This is a genomic window from Sulfuriferula thiophila (assembly GCF_003864975.1).
Lineage (GTDB): Bacteria > Pseudomonadota > Gammaproteobacteria > Burkholderiales > Sulfuriferulaceae > Sulfuriferula > Sulfuriferula thiophila.
This window is the reverse complement of record NZ_BHGL01000046.1, coordinates 153,938-171,691: the sequence shown is the minus strand read 5'-3', so window position 1 is coordinate 171,691 and position 17,754 is coordinate 153,938. Positions and strand designations below refer to the sequence as shown.

General features: G+C 50.8%; 17 protein-coding genes. 9 read left to right on the top strand and 8 right to left on the bottom strand.

The annotated features are described in order from the left end of the window. The first annotated feature begins 10 nt into the window (after positions 1 to 10). From EJE49_RS12605 to EJE49_RS12580, 6 genes are all read left to right on the top strand, one after another. Positions 11 to 358, top strand: coding sequence for a hypothetical protein (locus EJE49_RS12605; RefSeq protein ID WP_124951372.1), 348 nt, complete (start codon positions 11 to 13; stop codon positions 356 to 358). A gap of 593 nt (positions 359 to 951) precedes the next feature. Further along, a complete protein-coding gene (locus tag EJE49_RS12600; RefSeq protein ID WP_124951370.1) occupies positions 952 to 1,599 on the top strand; it encodes a glycine-rich domain-containing protein in 648 nt (215 codons plus the stop codon). A 48-nt stretch (positions 1,600 to 1,647) separates the two neighbouring features. Beyond that, on the top strand, positions 1,648 to 2,490 hold the full coding sequence (locus tag EJE49_RS12595; protein ID WP_124951368.1) for a DMT family transporter: 843 nt from the start codon (positions 1,648 to 1,650) through the stop codon (positions 2,488 to 2,490). 131 nt (positions 2,491 to 2,621) lie between these two features. Further along, positions 2,622 to 2,894, top strand: a complete 273-nt coding sequence (locus EJE49_RS12590) for a DUF2164 domain-containing protein (protein ID WP_124951366.1) — start codon at positions 2,622 to 2,624, stop codon at positions 2,892 to 2,894. A gap of 90 nt (positions 2,895 to 2,984) precedes the next feature. Continuing rightward, complete coding sequence (locus tag EJE49_RS12585; RefSeq protein ID WP_124951364.1) at positions 2,985 to 3,386, top strand: hypothetical protein; 402 nt, start codon at positions 2,985 to 2,987, stop codon at positions 3,384 to 3,386. Further along, complete coding sequence (locus tag EJE49_RS12580; RefSeq protein WP_124951362.1) at positions 3,386 to 3,688, top strand: DUF1294 domain-containing protein; 303 nt, start codon at positions 3,386 to 3,388, stop codon at positions 3,686 to 3,688. The genes EJE49_RS12585 and EJE49_RS12580 overlap by 1 nt, the downstream gene beginning before the upstream one ends. Positions 3,689 to 3,772: 84 nt before the next feature. Here the strand turns inward: EJE49_RS12580 and EJE49_RS12575 are convergent, their stop codons facing one another. The 4 genes from EJE49_RS12575 to dapC all read right to left on the bottom strand — a co-directional run bounded on the left by EJE49_RS12575 (position 3,773) and on the right by dapC (position 8,180). Next, positions 3,773 to 4,018, bottom strand: a complete 246-nt coding sequence (locus EJE49_RS12575; protein WP_189941896.1) for a hypothetical protein — start codon at positions 4,016 to 4,018, stop codon at positions 3,773 to 3,775. 360 nt (positions 4,019 to 4,378) lie between these two features. Further along, complete coding sequence (locus tag EJE49_RS12570; RefSeq protein ID WP_189941894.1) at positions 4,379 to 5,806, bottom strand: ammonium transporter; 1,428 nt, start codon at positions 5,804 to 5,806, stop codon at positions 4,379 to 4,381. 332 nt (positions 5,807 to 6,138) lie between these two features. Further along, on the bottom strand, positions 6,139 to 6,960 hold the full coding sequence (gene dapD / locus EJE49_RS12565) for a 2,3,4,5-tetrahydropyridine-2,6-dicarboxylate N-succinyltransferase (RefSeq protein ID WP_124951358.1): 822 nt from the start codon (positions 6,958 to 6,960) through the stop codon (positions 6,139 to 6,141). A 20-nt stretch (positions 6,961 to 6,980) separates the two neighbouring features. Next, positions 6,981 to 8,180 (bottom strand): succinyldiaminopimelate transaminase, encoded by a 1,200-nt coding sequence (gene dapC / locus EJE49_RS12560; RefSeq protein ID WP_124951356.1) that lies wholly within the window; start codon positions 8,178 to 8,180, stop codon positions 6,981 to 6,983. Between the two features lie 269 nt (positions 8,181 to 8,449). Between dapC and EJE49_RS12555 the strand changes: the two genes are divergently transcribed. The 3 genes from EJE49_RS12555 to EJE49_RS12545 all read left to right on the top strand — a co-directional run bounded on the left by EJE49_RS12555 (position 8,450) and on the right by EJE49_RS12545 (position 11,312). Beyond that, positions 8,450 to 9,343 (top strand): DMT family transporter, encoded by an 894-nt coding sequence (locus EJE49_RS12555; protein ID WP_306308189.1) that lies wholly within the window; start codon positions 8,450 to 8,452, stop codon positions 9,341 to 9,343. Next, on the top strand, positions 9,340 to 9,711 hold the full coding sequence (locus EJE49_RS12550) for a VOC family protein (protein ID WP_124951354.1): 372 nt from the start codon (positions 9,340 to 9,342) through the stop codon (positions 9,709 to 9,711). Before EJE49_RS12555 ends, EJE49_RS12550 begins: the two co-directional genes overlap by 4 nt. Positions 9,712 to 9,806: 95 nt before the next feature. Next, complete coding sequence (locus EJE49_RS12545) at positions 9,807 to 11,312, top strand: hypothetical protein (RefSeq protein WP_124951352.1); 1,506 nt, start codon at positions 9,807 to 9,809, stop codon at positions 11,310 to 11,312. Positions 11,313 to 11,389: 77 nt separating this feature from the next. Here EJE49_RS12545 and EJE49_RS12540 read toward each other — a convergent pair whose 3' ends face one another. Genes EJE49_RS12540 through EJE49_RS12525 form a run of 4 tightly spaced genes read right to left on the bottom strand, consistent with a single transcriptional unit; the run spans position 11,390 to position 17,572 of the window. Next, on the bottom strand, positions 11,390 to 12,826 hold the full coding sequence (locus EJE49_RS12540) for an efflux transporter outer membrane subunit (RefSeq protein WP_124951350.1): 1,437 nt from the start codon (positions 12,824 to 12,826) through the stop codon (positions 11,390 to 11,392). Beyond that, on the bottom strand, positions 12,823 to 15,951 hold the full coding sequence (locus EJE49_RS12535; protein WP_124951348.1) for an efflux RND transporter permease subunit: 3,129 nt from the start codon (positions 15,949 to 15,951) through the stop codon (positions 12,823 to 12,825). Before EJE49_RS12535 ends, EJE49_RS12540 begins: the two co-directional genes overlap by 4 nt. Next, on the bottom strand, positions 15,948 to 17,057 hold the full coding sequence (locus EJE49_RS12530) for an efflux RND transporter periplasmic adaptor subunit (RefSeq protein ID WP_124951346.1): 1,110 nt from the start codon (positions 17,055 to 17,057) through the stop codon (positions 15,948 to 15,950). The genes EJE49_RS12535 and EJE49_RS12530 overlap by 4 nt, the downstream gene beginning before the upstream one ends. Further along, positions 17,051 to 17,572, bottom strand: coding sequence for a MarR family transcriptional regulator (locus tag EJE49_RS12525; RefSeq protein WP_124951344.1), 522 nt, complete (start codon positions 17,570 to 17,572; stop codon positions 17,051 to 17,053). The genes EJE49_RS12530 and EJE49_RS12525 overlap by 7 nt, the downstream gene beginning before the upstream one ends. Between the last annotated feature and the right edge of the window lie 182 nt (positions 17,573 to 17,754).

Genomic DNA, 17,754 nt, shown 5'->3' with positions numbered 1-17,754 from the left:
TGTAATACCCATGATCAAGTTGATTAATGCATTACAAGCCTGGCGCACCCCCGAATTTGAGAACATCCTAAAGCATGAAATACAAAATCTGGATGCCGAGCTTCTTCCCCTGCAGGCGGGTTTATCACAAAGCAGCTATGTCAGCGATGCTGCTATCAGCGTGGTAATCCTGAGTGTCACGGAGACATCTGATCTGATTCGTGCAAAAACCGGTATTTTCTATGCCGGGATCATTGCCGGGAGTTGTTGTGCAGACGATCCGACACCGGTGTGTGAGCAGACTGAATATTGTGAAGTGCAGTTCGATATAGACAAACGAACAGCCGAGACCAAGGTCTTTTTGTTACAAGATCAATAGTTTGTTGCGATTTCAGTGTAGTGGATATCATGTCACTAGATACATTAGGAAAAGCTCGTTCGTTGGGCGGAATGATTCAGCGGTTTGAAAAGACTTGACTATGATTAGGCAAGAACCCGTGAAACTAGATCCCCAGCGTATCCGCCAGATGGCAGCCGAACTGCGTTGGCGACGCTTGTCCAGTTATTATCAGTGGTAACGGCGTCTGATAAACTCCACGTGGTTACTCGTAACGACACACCTTTAAGTACTCTTTGCCGCCAGTGCCAAAGCTATTCTACTTCGAGTAATTACCGAGATTTGCTACGTTGGAATTATTGTCGGGAATTGTTGTGCGGATGATCCGACACCCGTGTGTGAGCAGACTGAATGCTGTGAAGAGCTGTTTGATATAGGCAAACGGATAGCTGAGACTACAGGCCCATTGTTAAATAGATCTATAGTTCGTTCTCTGTTTGCTTTGTTGATGGTTGAGAGAGATTGGCCTGGCTTCAGATTAGGCTTATGTTATCGTTGTATTTTCAGAGTTTGTTTCGATTATGGTGCGGTGGGTATCTTGCCTTTAGATGAGTTAAGAAATGGTCGTTCGTTAAATGGATTTTTCGCTACTGATTTTATTAGTCATTATGGCCGCGGCGATTTTATGGCGCTATGGTCTCAGGAGAGGTCATCAGTTAAGCTTTATTGAGAGTTTTGCTTTTCATCCCTCTATCAAGAAAAAGGTGGCTAATCAATATCCTCATCTAAATGATGAGCAGATTGAGCTTATTTTTGATGGATTGCGTTCATATTTCCATATTTGTAACAAGGCGAACTGGAGAATGGTTGCTATGCCATCGCAGGCAGTTGATGTGGCATGGCATGAGTTCATTATCTGCACCAGAGCTTACGAACATTTCAGTAAAAAAGCGTTGGGCAGATTCCTGCATCACACGCCTACAGAGGCGATGACTACACCCACCCATGCAGAAGAAGGTATAAAACGCGCGTGGAGGTTGTCGTGCATGAAAGAGCGTATTAATCCGAAAGCGCCTGAACGGCTGCCATTGCTGTTCGCAATTGACGGTTTGCTGGAGATTGAAAATGGGTTCAAATATTCATTAAATTGTAAAAGCCAGTTAAATGCAGGTAACTCCAGCACGGGTGGTTATTGTGCGGGGGATATCGGATGCAGTTCCGGGGATGCATCAAGCTGCGGTGGCAGTGGTTGCGGAAGTGGCGGTGGCGGTGGCGGTGATTGAAATCAATGCAGGCAATCAAATCAAATACCTTTCTGCAAAGAGCTTTTAATGTCTTATATCCGGATAATTTCACTGACATCACTGGCAATGGTTGCTTTTGCGGCTAATTCGTTGCTTTGCCGGGTTGCCCTTAAACATACCAGCATAGATGCAGTGAGTTTTACTTTGATTCGAGTCGTTTCCGGGGCTTTAATGCTTTGGCTGGTGGTGCATCTGCGTCACGGTAAGCGTAGCAGTGGCGGTAACTGGTTATCTGCATTTGCATTGTTTCTTTATGCGGCCGGCTTTTCATTTGCTTATGTGAACCTGCCTGCAGCAACAGGAGCATTGCTGCTATTTGGTGCTGTTCAGGCAACGATGATAGGTTATGGCATTTGGCGGGGAGAGCGGCTTCTGGGCTTGCAGGTCGTCGGCCTGGTACTTGCTTTCAGTGGGCTTGTCGTTTTGCTGCTGCCGGGCCTTTCAGCACCATCGCTGTACTCTTCCATTGTGATGTTGGGTGCCGGGATAGCTTGGGGGGTATATTCTTTACGCGGGAAAGGAACGGGCGATCCAACCAATGTGACTGCGGGGAATTTTCTGCGCGCTATTCCTTTTGCGGCAACATTGAGTGTGTTGATGTTGCATGGTTTGGCTATGGATGCAGCTGGGTTCTGGTATGCAGTTTTCTCAGGTGCTTTGGCTTCCGGAATAGGTTACGCTATCTGGTATGCCGCATTACCTGAATTGAAAGCCACACATGCGGCGACGGTGCAGTTAAGTGTTCCGGTCATTGCTGCCCTGGGTGGTATTGTTTTCCTTGGTGAGCCGATAACTTTACGTTTAGGATTGGCTTCGATAGCCATTCTTGGAGGCATTGCGTTGGTGATGCTGGAAAAGCGTTCTGGCTAATACGTCTCATGTGTGTTGATTTGTTGCTTAATGTCCACTCAATAGTTATCCGAACTGTATGGAGCTGGATCCCCGTTGTATTTATCTTCTATTCAATTATATAACATAGCTATTTATTAAATTACATTAATATGACAATTGAGCTTAGCAAGGAAAATCGAAACGAGGTGATCGTTTCTATCCAACGGTATTTCGCAGAAAATATGGATGACACTATCGGTAATCTTGCAGCTGATACTTTCCTTGATTTCTTGCTCCAAGAGCTTGGTCCGCTTGTTTATAACAAAGCTGTTTCCGATGTTCAGGGACGACTTCAGACCAGAGTCATGGAGGTGGACATGGAGGTATATGAGGATGAATTCCAGTACTGGAGTAAGCGCGATCGGAAAAGTAAGAACAAATAAGTTTGCAGCATGTGACTAAGATTAAAGTTTATGCTCATAACCTGATAATGGATGCAGATGTGTTCGATTACATTGATGGAAGGCGGATAAATGGCTATTGGTTTGTTGGCGGTTTTACAGTTGGTTCCCTGGGGTGAGGTCATCAGCAATGCGCCCAAGGTGCTGGAGCGGGCGAAGAAACTCTGGAATACGGTAGCAAATCAGTCTCAACCCGAGGAGGTGCCGCCTGTCGATATACCGTCTGCGCTGTCGCCGGAAGCGCAATCCATCATCAAGCTTCAGGCGCAACTTGCCGCTACAGAGGCCGCAGTCGCTGATTTGCGTGGCCAGATGCTGACGTCTTCAGAGTTAATACAGGTTTTGGCTGATCAGAACGCCCAATTGATTAAGCATGTTGAGACTAACCGCGTAAGAATTCTGTGGTTGGCGGGTGGTTTGGCAGTTATGAGTGGCGTTGCCGTGGTCAGTCTGGCAATTCTGCTGCTACGTTGATGTCTTCTGGTTTTACTGATTTGTCGGCTATAGGTAGTGTAGCGTTTTATGTTGTCGCGGTGTATTGCCTTGTCAGTAGCATCACGTTTATCGCCTATGCGTTTGATAAATCCGCTGCTCGAGCCAATCAATGGCGAACACCAGAGATCAGCTTGCATCTTTTATCCTTATTCGGCGGGTGGCCGGGGGCGTTTGTTGCGCAAAGACTGTTGCGTCACAAATCAAGGAAAATATCTTTTCAGGTTGCGTTTTGGGCTACCGTTATCCTGAATTGCATTATGTTGGCCTGGTTGTTAGTGTAATCAGGTGCAGTTTAATTCTTACCCTGCAGGGATTGGTAATGTTAAGCTTTTTACCGTAACCAGCTCGTTGGTTACGGATTTTTGTCAGCCGCGTGTGCCGTAAATGTATTGCGGCGTGGTCGCGGCGAGCAAGGATTGCTCGGCTTCAGGCGTTCTTTTAGGTAATTCGAAAAATGGTTTTTTTGCAGGGGCAGACTTGGTGCCCAGCCATCCTAAGTTATTTGAAATTTGCAGCGCGTACATAATCAGATCTTCATCCTCTGACTCATCGGCAATCTGCAGCATCTGCTGCGCATAATTGCGATCAGCCAGAAACTGATGGATGTCCATTTTAATGTCAAGACGGCGCTTTAGCTGAAGCTTAAGGCGTGTCATTAGTTGTAGTTGTATAAAGTCAGTATCCACAGCTGCACCTCGCTAGGTTGTGTTATCACAGTCTGTTACAGCAAAAATCATACCATTTGCATAGTCGGCTGATGATGGGTGTTTGTTTTGTTAATTAACCTGTTTAATCAATTTGTTAAGAATGACTTTGCAGTTTGTTTATGTGGTGGATAATGGTGGGAAGTTGCTGTGAAACTGGGCGTGATTGTATGTATAGGCCCTAATTTGGGCTGCTGGCCGTAACCACCTGTTGCACTATGGAATGCAGTGCAGCAGGTAGTCGGACACAATGTTAGTGCTGTGTACTTATTCTAAACGTTCACCATGCAAGCTGATATCAAGACCTTCTTCTTCCTGATTTTCGGTTACACGCAATCCTATGAATGCATCCACCAGTTTGAGGATGATGTAGGTGATGACGGCATCATATACGATGGTAACACCCACACCGGTTGCCTGGATGAGCAGTTGGTCGGTATTGCCTTCCAGCACGCCAGCAGTGCCGCCGATAGCCTTGACTGCGAACACGCCGGTCAGTAGCGCACCCAGAATACCGCCGATGGCATGTACGCCAAATGCATCAAGGGAGTCATCGTAGCCGATCATGCGTTTCAGGTATACCGCACCCCAATAGCATCCTGCACCGGCAGCCAGGCCAATAACCAGTGCGCCAGAAGGTGCAACAAAACCGGAAGCAGGGGTGATAGCTACCAGTCCCGCTACTGCGCCGGAGCAGATACCGAGCAGACTTGGTTTGCCTCTGCCCATCCATTCCACAAACATCCAGCTTAGCGCTGCCGTGGCTGTGGCAATCTGAGTTACGGCCATTGCCATACCGGCGCGATCGCTGGCTGCACCTGCCGAACCTGCATTAAAACCGAACCAGCCTACCCATAATAATGAAGCGCCGATCATGGCCAGGACTAGATTGTGCGGGGGCATGGGTTCCGTGCCGTAACCTACGCGTTTACCAATTACCAATGCCGCGACCAGACCGGCGACACCGGCATTGGTGTGGACTACCGTACCACCGGCATAATCCAGCACGCCGTCGGCGGCTAGCCAGCCGCCGGGACCCCATACCATGTGCGCAATGGGTGCGTAGACGGCAAGTAGCCAGGCAGAGATAAACAGGATGAGCGCTGAAAATTTCATCCGGTCAGCAAAGGCACCGATGATCAGGGCAGGCGTGATGATGGCAAAGGTCATCTGGAAAGTCATGTATGTGCTTTCCGGTATGGTCGGAGCTAACGGATTCGCACTATCCAGACCCATGCCCGTCAGGAATAATCGACTCATCCCACCTATAAAACTGTTTCCGGCTGTAAAGGCAAGGCTGTAGCCAGCAATCATCCATAACACCGTGACCAGGCAGGTGATGGTAAATACCTGCATCAGCGTTGCCAGCACATTTTTCTTGCGCACCATGCCGCCATAGAACAGGCCCAGACCAGGGATAGTCATTAGTAAGACCAGGGCGGTTGAAGTTAGCATCCAGGCATTGTCGCCGGTATTGATGAATGCAGAAGGACTTGGTGGCGCTACAGCTGCAATTGGAGCGGTTGCTGCAGGGGGTATGACAGTTACCGGCACGGAGTCGACGGGCGATGGGGGGGTAATTGTTGCTGTTGTTGCTTCAGGCAGAGAGGGGGCTGGAGGAGTGTCGTCGGCATGGATGATGCCGGAGACGTTTAACATGCATAACATACCTAATGCGATGAACCATCGTTTCATATAAATTTTCCTTTATGGATAGGGCGGAAGCAAAAGTGCATACAATTTTTTGCATGATGACTAAAGCAAGAGCCATTCCATGCTGGAAATGGAGATTGTGTGGGTTAGAAAGAGTTTTAGTGTGGTTCTGGCGGTTGTGGCAGTACCGTTATGACCGATATGGGACAAGCTGTGCGTCAATGTTGTGCAGCATGAGGGTGTTACGTAGACGTGAGGGAGATGTTTATTACGCGGGTAGCGCGTATGTGAGCTGAGCCAGTTGCTGGAGAGACTGTCCGCCTTTATGAGGCACGTGGGTGCTGATAAAGCCGGACAGGTTTACAGATGCTTGCTTAAATGCCGCGCAGCAACTCGTTGATGCCGACTTTGCTACGGGTTTTCTCGTCTACTTTCTTGACGATGACGGCACAATACAGGCTGTAGCTGCCATCTTTGGAAGGCAGGTTGCCGCTGACGACTACTGAGCCAGCGGGTACGCGGCCATAGGTGACTTCACCGGTTTCGCGATCGTAGATCTTGGTGCTCTGGCCGATGTATACACCCATGGAGATCACAACGTTATCTTCCACGATGACGCCTTCGACAACTTCTGAGCGCGCGCCGATGAAGCAGTTGTCACCGATGATGGTAGGGTTGGCCTGAACTGGCTCCAGTACGCCGCCGATGCCAACGCCGCCGGACAAGTGGACGTTTTTACCGATCTGGGCACAGGAACCAACGGTAGCCCAGGTATCGACCATGGTGCCTTCATCGACATAAGCGCCGATGTTGATGTAGGAAGGCATTAACACTACGTTCTTACCGATAAACGAGCCGCGGCGTGCAGCAGCAGGTGGCACAACGCGGAAACCGCCTTCACGGAAATCGCGGCTGTTGTAGTCGGCAAATTTCGACGGCACTTTATCGTAGTAGTTGGTGAAACCACCTTTGATGAAGAAGTTGTCTTCGAGACGGAATGACAGCAATACGGCCTTTTTCAGCCACTGGTGGGTGACCCACTCGCCGTTTTCCTTGCTGGCAACACGCAGATGGCCTTTATCCAATTGTTCCAGCACATGCGCAATGGCATCTTTGAGTTTAGGCTCGGCATTCTTGGGGTTAATGTCGGCGCGGCGCTCGAAAGCTTCTTCGATAAGTTGTTGAATTTCGGTCATTTTAATTCCTTTGTAATAAATTAACTGGTTTGAATGATTAATTGCTGGATTCGTCTTGCAGCCGCTATGCAATCAGCAACGGGTGCAACAAGTGCGATGCGGATAAAGCCTTGGCCTGGATTAATGCCATCGGCATCACGTGCCAGATAGGAGCCAGGCAATACCGTGACGTGATAATCCTGATAGAGCTGGCGGGCAAATGTGGCGTCGTCGCCGCTAGGTACGCGTACCCACATATAGAATGCGGCATCTGGCATGGCTGCGGACATGACGCTGTTCAGCATCGGTTGTACGGCAGCGAACTTCTCGGCATACAGGCGGCGGTTTTCTACCACATGGGCTTCATCATCCCAAGCGGCAGCGCTGGCCATTTGCACGCTGGGTGACATGGCTGAGCCATGATAAGTGCGGTAGAGCAGAAACTTGGCAATGATTGCTGCATCGCCGGCGACAAAACCGGAGCGCATGCCAGGAACATTGGAGCGTTTTGACAGGCTGGAAAATACCACCAGGTTCTTATAGTCAGTGCGGCCCAGTTGGTGCGCGGCCTGCATCGCACCTAGCGGTGGATTGGCTTCGTCGAAATAGATTTCGGAATAGCATTCATCTGCGGCAATGACAAAGCCGTAGCGGTCGGATAAGGCGAACAGTTCGCGCCATTCATCCAGGGTCATCACTCGACCGGTAGGGTTGCCCGGTGAACATACATAAACCAATTGTGTGCGTGCCAGCACTGATTCAGGCACACTGCTGAATTCCATGCGGTAGCCGTTTTCGGGCAGCGTTGGTAGATAATACGGTTGTGCGCCGGCCAGCAAGGCGGCACCTTCGTAAATCTGGTAGAACGGATTCGGCGAAATGACAACAGGTTCTGCGAAGCAGGGGTCGATGATGGTTTGCGCGAAAGCAAACAATGCCTCACGACTGCCATTAACCGGTAAAATCTGCGTGTCAGTATCAGGAGCGGGGATGGCATAGCGGCGCGCGATCCAGTTGGCGATAGCGATCCGCAGTGCGGGGACACCTGCCGTCAGCGGGTAACTGGCAAGCCCATCCAGATTGGCAATGAGCGCTTGTTTAATGAATTCCGGTGTGGCGTGTTTGGGTTCGCCTATTGATAGATTAATTGCAGAGTATTCTGTGGACGGCGTAATTCCGGCAAACAGCTCACGCAGTTTTTGAAATGGATAAGGTTGTAGACGGTCAAGATACGGGTTCATAGCCCAAACGCATTGAGGAAAACCATTATTATAATCCTAAACCCGGTAGTTTGACGGGTTGTAGTGTGCGTTTATCGTGATGCAGGTCAAGGCGTGACGACGAGAAATGGTTGTTCCATTTCGAGTAGGAGCAACGCCGCCCTGCGTTACGAGAGACGTACAATACAGTCCGTAGCGCGGGTGCTTGAGAGAAAAATTGAAGATATGATTAACTTTTTTAGTACAGTGAAGCTGTCTTATCCAGGAAGCGGTCAACTGCCGGTTTTAGGATGATGCGGTCAGATAACAAAAACGCAGTTCTGCCGATATTCGCGCTGTTAATGAGCGCTACTTTATGGGGCGCAATCTGGTTTCCTTATCGTTGGTTGCATGAGATGGGTGTGTCGGGGTTGATGTCGACATTCATCACCTACGGCATCGCGCTTATCATCGGATTGCCATTCTATTACAGACACTTGCGCAGTGTTGTTAATGCGAAATGGTTGTGGCTTGCGATGCTGCTGAGCTCGGGTTGGACCAATACCGGTTACGTTGTGGCGGTAATAGACGGCGAAATTATGCGGGTATTGCTGCTGTTTTATCTGGCACCGCTATGGACTATTTTATTTTCGCGCTGGTTGCTGGGAGAGCAATTGGGACGCCTGGGGTATTTTATTATCGTGGTGGCATTGTCCGGCGCGATGATCATGCTCTGGCAGGCAGATGGCCGTTTACCATTGCCAGCCAATAGTGCAGAGTGGCTGGGACTGTCCGTCGGCATGAGTTTTGCCTTTACCAATGTGCTGGTTAAGAAAGCGGACACGATCAGCGTAGAAGCGAAATCGATAGCCATCTGGATAGGCGGCACGCTGGCGCCGTTACCGTTGTTGCTGATGCAACCGACGGCGTTCAGCGCTTTAAGCGGTTTTTCACCGGTGGTGTGGGGCGCTTTGTTACTGATTGCGTTGGCGATGATAGCCGTAACCTTGAGCATACAATACGGGTTGATGCATGTTGCAGCGAACCGGGCTATCGTGATTTTATTATTTGAGCTGGTGGTGGCTGCCATTACTTCCTACTGGCTGGCGGGAGAGTCGCTTTCTGGTAGGGAATGGCTAGGGGCGGCTATGATCATGGTTGCCAGCCTGTTTTCCGGACATCTTGAGCAAAAGGTCGCAAAATGAGTTTAATTGTTTCGATCCATCATGTGACGCTGCTGGTGGCTGATTTACCGCGTGCCCGCGATTTCTATGAAGGTCGGCTAGGTCTGGAGATTAATCCGGCACGGCCCGTCATGTCATTTGAGGGGGTATGGTATGACATCGGTGCAGCGCAAATTCATCTGATGCGTCTGCCGAATCCGGATGCCGGACTGGAACGCCCGGCGCATGGTGGGCGTGATCGTCATGTGGCGTTTCTGATCAACGATATTGTTGAACTGCAGGCGCGCTTAACCCGGGCTGACATTCCGTTTACGTTGAGTCAGTCGGGACGCAGGGCTTTATTTTGCCGTGATCCCGATGACAACGCGCTCGAGTTTATATCTGTGTAACCGAATATAATTTGGAAGTGAAAGCTGTTTGCAATATTATTGTCATAATTCACCGCTAGACTGGCATGGTCTTTTAATTAACCTAGAGGTTTTTCATGTCATTCCGTTTGAATTTATTGACCGCCCTGATAGTCGCCAGCCTGCCTTTAGCCGGATGTGCAACACATCAGGTTCAACCAGAGCAAAAAGCAATGCCGGTCGCTAAGGCTGTTGTGCAACCAGCTCCTGTGACCAAACAAACTGCTTATATCGTTCCAACTGCTGCCGGCTGGCAAGTTATGTCATTGCTGAGCGCTGGTGATAGCGTCAATCTAAAGGCTGATGGTAAACCATATCAAATGGTAGGTGTGCCTGACGGTCTGGGTGCTTACAGCGATAAGACCAATCTGGTCGTGTTAATGAACCACGAATTGAAATCGAGCGAAGGTGTTGCACGTGCACACGGCGAAAATGGCGCATTCGTTTCGCAGTGGGTGTTTGACAAGAACACGCTGAAAGCCAGCAAAGGCGAAGATCTGATCAAGCAGGTATTTACCTGGGATGCGGCTTCATCCAGCTATGTCTATAACCGTGCCAATCATTTTGATCGTTTATGTTCAGCTGATTTACCAGCACAGAGCGCATTATTCAACGCAGCCAGCGGCAAGGGCTATCATGGCCGGATTTTCCTGAACGGTGAAGAAACCACACCGGAAGGTCGTGTGTTTGCCCATATTGCTACAGGCGATAATGCCGGTACCAGTTTTGAATTGCCAGACCTGGGTAAATTTGCGATTGAAAACGTGTTGGTGCATCCAGCGACTGGCGATATGACACTGGTGGCCATGAACAATGATGTGATGCCAGGCAATGTGTATTTTTACATCGGCCAGAAACAGAAGAACGGTAGCGAAATCGAGCAGGCCGGTCTGGTGGGCGGTAAGTTGTTCGGTGTGAAGACTGCGGATGCGGTTGAAAATGCAGCGCAGGGCGTAATCGGCGCATTTGTGCTGGAGCCTATGTTTGGTAATGGCAAAGCAGCAAACAAGACGGGTATGGATTTGTTTGCAGACAGCCGTGAGCGTGGTATCACTGCATTCTCCCGTCCTGAAGATGGTCTGTGGGATGTGAAAAATCCTAACGTCTACTATTTTGTGACCACCGACCGTTTCGATGGCAACAGCCGTCTGTATAAGATGACGTTCAATCAGATCGCCCATCCAGAGGCAGGTGGTTTTATTGAATCGGTATTAAACAGCAAAGATGTTGGCGCGCAGATGTTTGATAACATCACCATGACAGCCGATGGCAAGATTTATCTGCAGGAAGATCCGGGCAAGCAAGATCATCTGGCTGGTATCTGGGAATTTGATCCTGCAACGAAAAAGGCAGGCCGGATTTTTGTATCCGACCCTGCACGCTTTGTTGAAGGTCAGCCTGGCTTCCTGACCAACGATGAAGAAAATTCAGGCGTGGTGGATATCACTGCCTTGGTGAAAGATGCGGTATGGTTCGATGCCAGCAAGAAATATCTGCTCGGCACCACCCAGGCGCATTACAAACTGGATGGCGAAGTGGTTCAAGGTGGTCAGTTGTATCTGATGAGTGGCCCAGCTAATTAATTAGCCGTTAGCCTGATACAGTAAGGCCCTCAGCATGGTGACATGCTGAGGGCCTTTTTCTTGGGTGTGGATTTAGCTCAGGGTTTACTCCACCAGCCCCCGCCTAATGCGGTAAACAGCGCAGCTGTATCCTGCAAGCGCTGTGTTTGTGCCTGGATCACGGCGAGCTGGCTCTGTTGCGTCTGGCGTTGGGCGTTGAGCAGATCAATATAGCTGGCTTTTCCGGCCTGGTAGCGCAGATCAACCAGTTTGCCTGCCTGCTCAGCCGTTTGTGCGGCTTGCTGCTGGATGGCCAGGCTTTCGGCATCATGCTGCAGCGCGCCGAGTACATCCGCTACCTGTGAGAAAGCATTGAGCAGGGTGAGCTTGTAGTTGGCCAGTGATTCCCGGTATGCAGCCTGGGCCTGACGCTGTTGTGCTTTTAGCGTGCCACCGTCAAAGATAGGTTGTGCCAGATTGGCGGCCAGCGACCACAGGTTATTGACCGGATCAAACAGGCTTGCGAGTTTCAGGCTGTTTTGCCCAAAGCTGGCATTCAGGCTGACATGCGGATACAGCGCAGCTGTGGAAACGCCAACTTGTGCATTAGCGGCAGTCAGTTGTGCTTCACTGGCGAGTATGTCGGGGCGTTGATGCACCAGATCAGTCGGCAGACTTAATGGCAGTTCGACTGGCAGTTGGAAATCACTTAAATGTATTTCACTGATTTGCGCATTAGCAGGTGTCGCGCCCAGATAGGTTGCCAGCAGATGCCGGGTCTGGCCCAGACGCTGTTGCAATGGCGGTAACAAAGCCTGAGTAGTGGCGATTTGCGATTGCAGGCTGAGCACGTCGGAATTAGCGATCAGCCCGGCCTTGTATTGCTGCTGAGCCAGGCCAATCAGATTCTGTTGATTCTGGATGATGGCTTGAGTGGCATCGATCTGCGCGGTCAGTGAGGCAATCTGGAAGGCGCTGTTGATGACATTCGCGGTCAGGGTCAATTGCGCAGCACGTAATTGCATGTGTTGATTGGTCAGGCTGGCCTGATCACGTTCGAGCGCCCGGCGTGAGTAGCCGAAAATATCGATGGCGTAACTGACGCCAATAGAACCGCTATACAAATTATAGGCATTACTCGTACCTATCGTGCCAAAGCGTATTGATGTCGGTTTTTGGCGCTGAGCCCCGAGATTGGCAGTGACTTGCGGATACAGTGCGCCATAATCAGCATCCAGCACGGCTTGCGCCTGATCAAATCGGGCATGTGCGGCATCGATGGTCGGGCTATTGTCGAGCGCGGTTTTTACCAGCTGGTTCAATGCCGGCGACTGGAACAATTGCCACCAGTCGGCGCTAATCGCCGCATTATCATTAAAATGCTGCGCGATACCTGCAGCTACCGGTGTTTGCGTTGCGTGGGCCCCTTCGCTATAGCCTGAGTTCTCAGGCAGAGCAGGGCGCTTGAAATCCGGCCCCACCGCGCAACCGCTCAGAGTCAATACCAGTGCGCTGACTGCAAATGTGGTCTTCATACGGTTTGACTCCCATCGGTGTGTTCCATATCTTTTTCTTCCGTAAAGCTGATTTTCGGTGGGATAGTACGCAGGCCGAGTTTATCGGCGAGTCCGGTGATCAGCAGGTAGAACAAGGGGGTGATGATCAGACTGAACACGGTACTGAACATCAGGCCACCCACTACCGCCCAGCCCAGTGGTTGACGCGTCTGAGCACCAGCACCCGTGGCAAGTGCCAGCGGCAGGCTACCGGCAATCATGGCCAGTGAGGTCATGATGATAGGGCGGAAACGGATGCGCCCGGCTTCGATTGCCGCATGCATCAGTGTTTCTCCGGCAGCACGCAGTTGGTTGGCGTATTCCACCATCAGGATACCGTTTTTGGTCACCAGTCCGATGAGCAGGATAATGCCGATCTCGCTGAACAGGTTGAGGCTCTGATGTGCCAGCATCAAGGTCAGCAATGCACCGGTGAGCGCCAGCGGTACTGATAACAGGATGGTCAACGGATGCACCCAGCTCTCAAATTGTGCGGCCAGCACCAGATAGATGAAGATCAGCGCAATACCAAAGGTGATGTAGAGCGAACCCGCCGTTTCCACATAATCACGACTCTGCCCGGTCAGCGAGGTTTGATAGCCATCCGGCAGGACTTTTTTGGCCTCGGCCTGCAGTTTGTCCAGCGCCGTGGAGAGCGGCAGGAATGGCAATATGCTGGCGCTCAAGGTAAATGAGCGTTGCAGATTGTAGTGATACAAGGTATCCGGGCCATAGGTGTTACGCACATCGACCAGATTGGACAGAGGCAATGAAGCGTTATTGCCGCCGCGTACATACAGATCGTTAATGGACTGTGGCGTAGCGCGGTATTTCGGATCGACTTGCGCAATGACCTGATAATTCTTGTTGTTCATGATGAAATCGCTGGCATGTGTACCACCGATCGCTGTTTGCAAGGTTTGCGCCAGGGTATTCACAGTAATACCACTGTCAGCAGCCTGTTCGCGCTTGAAATCAACTTCAAGTTGTGGCGTGTGGCTGGTGAGGTCGGATTGAACGTTAACCATACCCGGTATGGCTTTGGCGGTATCCTGCAGGTGCTTGCTCAAGGCCGTGAGTTGCTTGAAGTCCGGGCCTTGTATGACAAACTGTACATCCTGCGCGGTAGCCGCACTATTGAGCGAAGGCGGATTGATCGGGAAGGCCAGCGCACCTGAAATCGGCATGAGCTTGGGGAACAGGTTTTTGACCACGTCCATCTGGCTGATGTCGCGTTTGTCATAATCCTGCATGCGTGCAAACACGATGGCATTGCGTGTCGATGCCGGGCCACCTACAGGCAGGCCTGCTGCGGCAAAATATTGCTTGACTGCCGGCTCGGATTTGAATGCAGCTTCGACCTGGCTCAGATAATGCGAGGTATAAGCCAGACCGGAACCCTCTGGGGCTTTTACCACAGCCAGAATCAGACCCTGATCTTCGGTGGGCACAAAAGTCTTGGGCGAGAACATATATAAACCGCCCAGTGCCACCAGATTCAGGATCACGAAGATACCCACCGTCTTGCGGTGATGCATGGTCCACTCGGTAATGCGGGTGTAGCGATGGTTGGCACCGTTGATCAGTTTCTCGCTGTAGAAAAACAGACCGTGTTTGGCATGCGATACCTGCAAGAAGCGCGAACACAGCATCGGTGTCAGGGTCAGCGCCACCAGTCCGGACAAGCCTACCGCAATCGCCACAGTGACCGCGAATTCATGGAACAGTTTGCCGACGTTGCCTTGCATCAATGACAGCGGGACGAAAATTGCAATCAGTGTGGCTGTGGTGGCTAGCACCGGGAAGCCGATTTCACGCGCTCCATTGATGGCAGCGATGCGCCGCGATTCGCCCAGTTCCTGACGGCGATAGATGTTCTCCAGCACGATAATCGCATCATCCACGACCAGACCGATTGCCAGTACCAGAGAAAACAGCGTCAGTACGTTAACTGAGAAGCCCAGTGCCCACATGCCGGCAAACGCACCAATAATGGAAACCGGTATGGCTACCACCGGGATGAGCGTGGCGCGGAAAGTACGCAGGAATATCCATACCACCAGTACCACCAGGCCGAAGGCGATGAACAGCGTCAGGCTCACTTCATGGATGGAGTCGCGGATATACTGGGTTTTATCCACCGCCACTTTGAGCGTTACACCGCCAGGCAGTGCGGCACGGATGCTAGGGAGGGTTTTGTATACCAGTGTCGCGACATCCAGGGTGTTGGCTTTGCTTTGCGGCACGATACCGACACCAACCACACGTTCGCCGTTAAAGCGGGCAAACGAACTGTAACTGCTGGCGCCTAATTGCACCCAGCCGATGTCGCGGATACGTACCGGAACGCCATTGACTTCGCGGATAATAATATCTGCGTAGTGCTCGGGTTTGATCAACTGGCCATTGGCGATAACGTTAAAGAACAGGGTGTCGGATTTGATCTGGCCGGCAGGCAGTTGCACGTTATTCTGCTGCAATGCTGTGACCACATCGCTGGTGGTGACATTGTGCGCTGCGAGTTGTTTGGGGTTAAGCCAGACACGCATAGCCCATTCCTGATAGCCGCCGAGCAACACATTGCCAACGCCGGACAAAATCTCCGTGCGCTGTTTGACGATACGATCAGCAAGCTGGCTCAATTGCTCGGGCGAGTAGTCCTTGCCCTGCAGCACCAGCCAGATGATCGGTTGTGCGTCAGCGCTGACTTTGGAAATAACTGGACGATTTACGTTAGGATTGTTGGGTAACTGGTTGATTACCTTGTTAACGGCGTTGGTGACATCTTGTGTCGCGGCATCGACATCGCGGGTGTTTTCAAATTCGACGGTAATGGCGCTGGTGCCGAACGAACTTTGCGAGGTGATGTCGCGGATGCCATCAATACCATTCAAACCTTCTTCCAAAGGGTTGGTAATGGTACTTTCCACTGTGGCTGGACTGGCGCCGATGTAGCTGGTGCTGACAGAAACCACCGGGTTGCTGACATCGGGGTATTGCCGCACAGGTAAGCCGAAATAGGCAGCGATACCGGTGAGCAGGATAATCAAACTTATTACAGAGGCAAATACCGGCCGGCTTATCGAGGTATCAGAGAGTTTCATGCGCCGGCTCCGTTATCTGCAGGGTTGGCCAAATCCAGACGTGGATTATGTATGGGCTGGTAGGGTTTGATAACAAGTTTGGCCTTGGGATGCATTTTTTGCAGCCCGGTGGCTATGATGCTATCGCCAGCCACCAGACCGGAGGTTACCTGCACCCAGTTGGTTTCAAACTGGCCCAGTTTGATATCACGTAACGTGGCATTTTTCTGATTATCGACTACCCAAACCTTACGGGCATTGCCTTCTGCGACGATGGCCTGCTGCGGGATGAATACGACATTAGCTACTGTGCCGGTCTGTAACTGGATGTTGGCGAACATGCCCGGTTTCAGGCGTTCATCGTTATTGGCGACGGTGGCACGAATGGCAATGCTGCGGCTATCACCTGATAATGCCGGATTGGTGGCCGTTACCTTGCCGGTAAAATCACCTTGCAAACCATCCACTTTGAAATGCACGGCCTGGCCATTTTTAACTTGCGAATACTGGTTTTGTGGCAGGCTGAAGTCAAGATAGAGCGGGTTAAGGCTCTGCAGCGTGACCAGTGTTGTTCCCGGAGCAACATAACTGCCCAGGCTTACCTGGCGTATGCCCAGCGTGCCTGCGAACGGCGCACGAATTTTTGTGTAATCGAGATTGGCACGAATTTGTGCCAGGCTGGCTTCTGCAACTTTGACGGCAGTAGCATCGGAAGTTATTTGCTGGGCAGAGAGGGCGCCACTGCCGGCAATTTGCTGGTCACGTGCGTAAACCTGCTGGGCATTGCTGAGTGAAGCTTCCGCGGATAACAATTGGGCGCGGAATGTAGCGTCATCCAGTTGCGCTAATACCGTACCGGCATGTACGGGCTGACCCTGCTCTATATTCAACGCAACGATCTTGCCGCCGATTTGGGGTGCGATAGCTGTTTGTTGCGGGCTGGACAAACTGCCGACTGCATTGATCCCCTGAGATAGTGGCCCAACACGCACCTGAGTGACTTCTACTACTACTGGCATGTCCATTGGGTTTCCGGCAGGTTTTTGTTCACTCTTGCAGCCTGTGAGCGCAATGACAGGCAGCAGGCTGGCGATGAGTAAGGAACGCGGTGTCAACTGGTTTAGCATGATGGTTCTTCCACATTGAAATTTGAGAGGGTGGTCAGTAATTTGCGTTGCATGACTTCCATCAGATTTTTTTCTTCGTCGGTAAAGTCTTGCCACAGCGTTTGATGCATTGCCCAGCGTTTGGGCATAACGGTTTCAACTAGTTCCACGCCGGCCTTAGTCAGGGTCAAAATAATTTTGCGTCGGTCGGTTTCGCAACCTTCTCTGCTTATCCAGCCTTTCTCCACCATTTCATCCGCCAGACGGGTAATGTTGGTGCGTGATGAAACGATCACATGGCTTAAATCGCTAGGGAAGATATAGTTATCCGGATTGGAATACAGCATCATTAATGCTGTCCATACGGTGTCGTTGATGCCGTATTGCTGCAGGCTCTGATTAGTCAGTTCCTGTAATTTTTTGGTAAGCATAAACTGCAGGCGTGACAGGATTATTTCCTGACGTGGTTGGCCCGGAATTTTCTGAGCAACACTCTCAAGACGTTTTTCAAAGGCATTCAGACATTCATTAACCATGGGTAGCTCACAGACAGTAACGTGAGAAATAGTATCGTGCGTTACTACTTTGCGTCAATGCATGAAATTAAATATATCAACAGTCGATTGCGTCAGTATCAAATACGTAGTCTGATGTAACCAAAATCAACTAAGATTAACCAACCGTGCCTCTAGTATTTCAGTGCGTCAAAAGCCCTTCA

Excerpts from the sequence above, each read along its gene's own strand:
- EJE49_RS12605 (WP_124951372.1), top strand. The coding sequence starts at position 11 with ATGATCAAGTTGATTAATGCATTACAAGCCTGGCGCACCCCCGAATTT.
- EJE49_RS12600 (WP_124951370.1), top strand. The coding sequence starts at position 952 with ATGGATTTTTCGCTACTGATTTTATTAGTCATTATGGCCGCGGCGATT.
- EJE49_RS12595 (WP_124951368.1), top strand. The coding sequence starts at position 1,648 with ATGTCTTATATCCGGATAATTTCACTGACATCACTGGCAATGGTTGCT.
- EJE49_RS12590 (WP_124951366.1), top strand. The coding sequence starts at position 2,622 with ATGACAATTGAGCTTAGCAAGGAAAATCGAAACGAGGTGATCGTTTCT.
- EJE49_RS12585 (WP_124951364.1), top strand. The coding sequence starts at position 2,985 with ATGGCTATTGGTTTGTTGGCGGTTTTACAGTTGGTTCCCTGGGGTGAG.
- EJE49_RS12580 (WP_124951362.1), top strand. The coding sequence starts at position 3,386 with ATGTCTTCTGGTTTTACTGATTTGTCGGCTATAGGTAGTGTAGCGTTT.
- EJE49_RS12575 (WP_189941896.1), bottom strand. The coding sequence starts at position 4,018 with ATGGACATCCATCAGTTTCTGGCTGATCGCAATTATGCGCAGCAGATG.
- EJE49_RS12570 (WP_189941894.1), bottom strand. The coding sequence starts at position 5,806 with ATGAAACGATGGTTCATCGCATTAGGTATGTTATGCATGTTAAACGTC.
- dapD (WP_124951358.1), bottom strand. The coding sequence starts at position 6,960 with ATGACCGAAATTCAACAACTTATCGAAGAAGCTTTCGAGCGCCGCGCC.
- dapC (WP_124951356.1), bottom strand. The coding sequence starts at position 8,180 with ATGAACCCGTATCTTGACCGTCTACAACCTTATCCATTTCAAAAACTG.
- EJE49_RS12555 (WP_306308189.1), top strand. The coding sequence starts at position 8,450 with ATGATGCGGTCAGATAACAAAAACGCAGTTCTGCCGATATTCGCGCTG.
- EJE49_RS12550 (WP_124951354.1), top strand. The coding sequence starts at position 9,340 with ATGAGTTTAATTGTTTCGATCCATCATGTGACGCTGCTGGTGGCTGAT.
- EJE49_RS12545 (WP_124951352.1), top strand. The coding sequence starts at position 9,807 with ATGTCATTCCGTTTGAATTTATTGACCGCCCTGATAGTCGCCAGCCTG.
- EJE49_RS12540 (WP_124951350.1), bottom strand. The coding sequence starts at position 12,826 with ATGAAGACCACATTTGCAGTCAGCGCACTGGTATTGACTCTGAGCGGT.
- EJE49_RS12535 (WP_124951348.1), bottom strand. The coding sequence starts at position 15,951 with ATGAAACTCTCTGATACCTCGATAAGCCGGCCGGTATTTGCCTCTGTA.
- EJE49_RS12530 (WP_124951346.1), bottom strand. The coding sequence starts at position 17,057 with ATGCTAAACCAGTTGACACCGCGTTCCTTACTCATCGCCAGCCTGCTG.
- EJE49_RS12525 (WP_124951344.1), bottom strand. The coding sequence starts at position 17,572 with ATGGTTAATGAATGTCTGAATGCCTTTGAAAAACGTCTTGAGAGTGTT.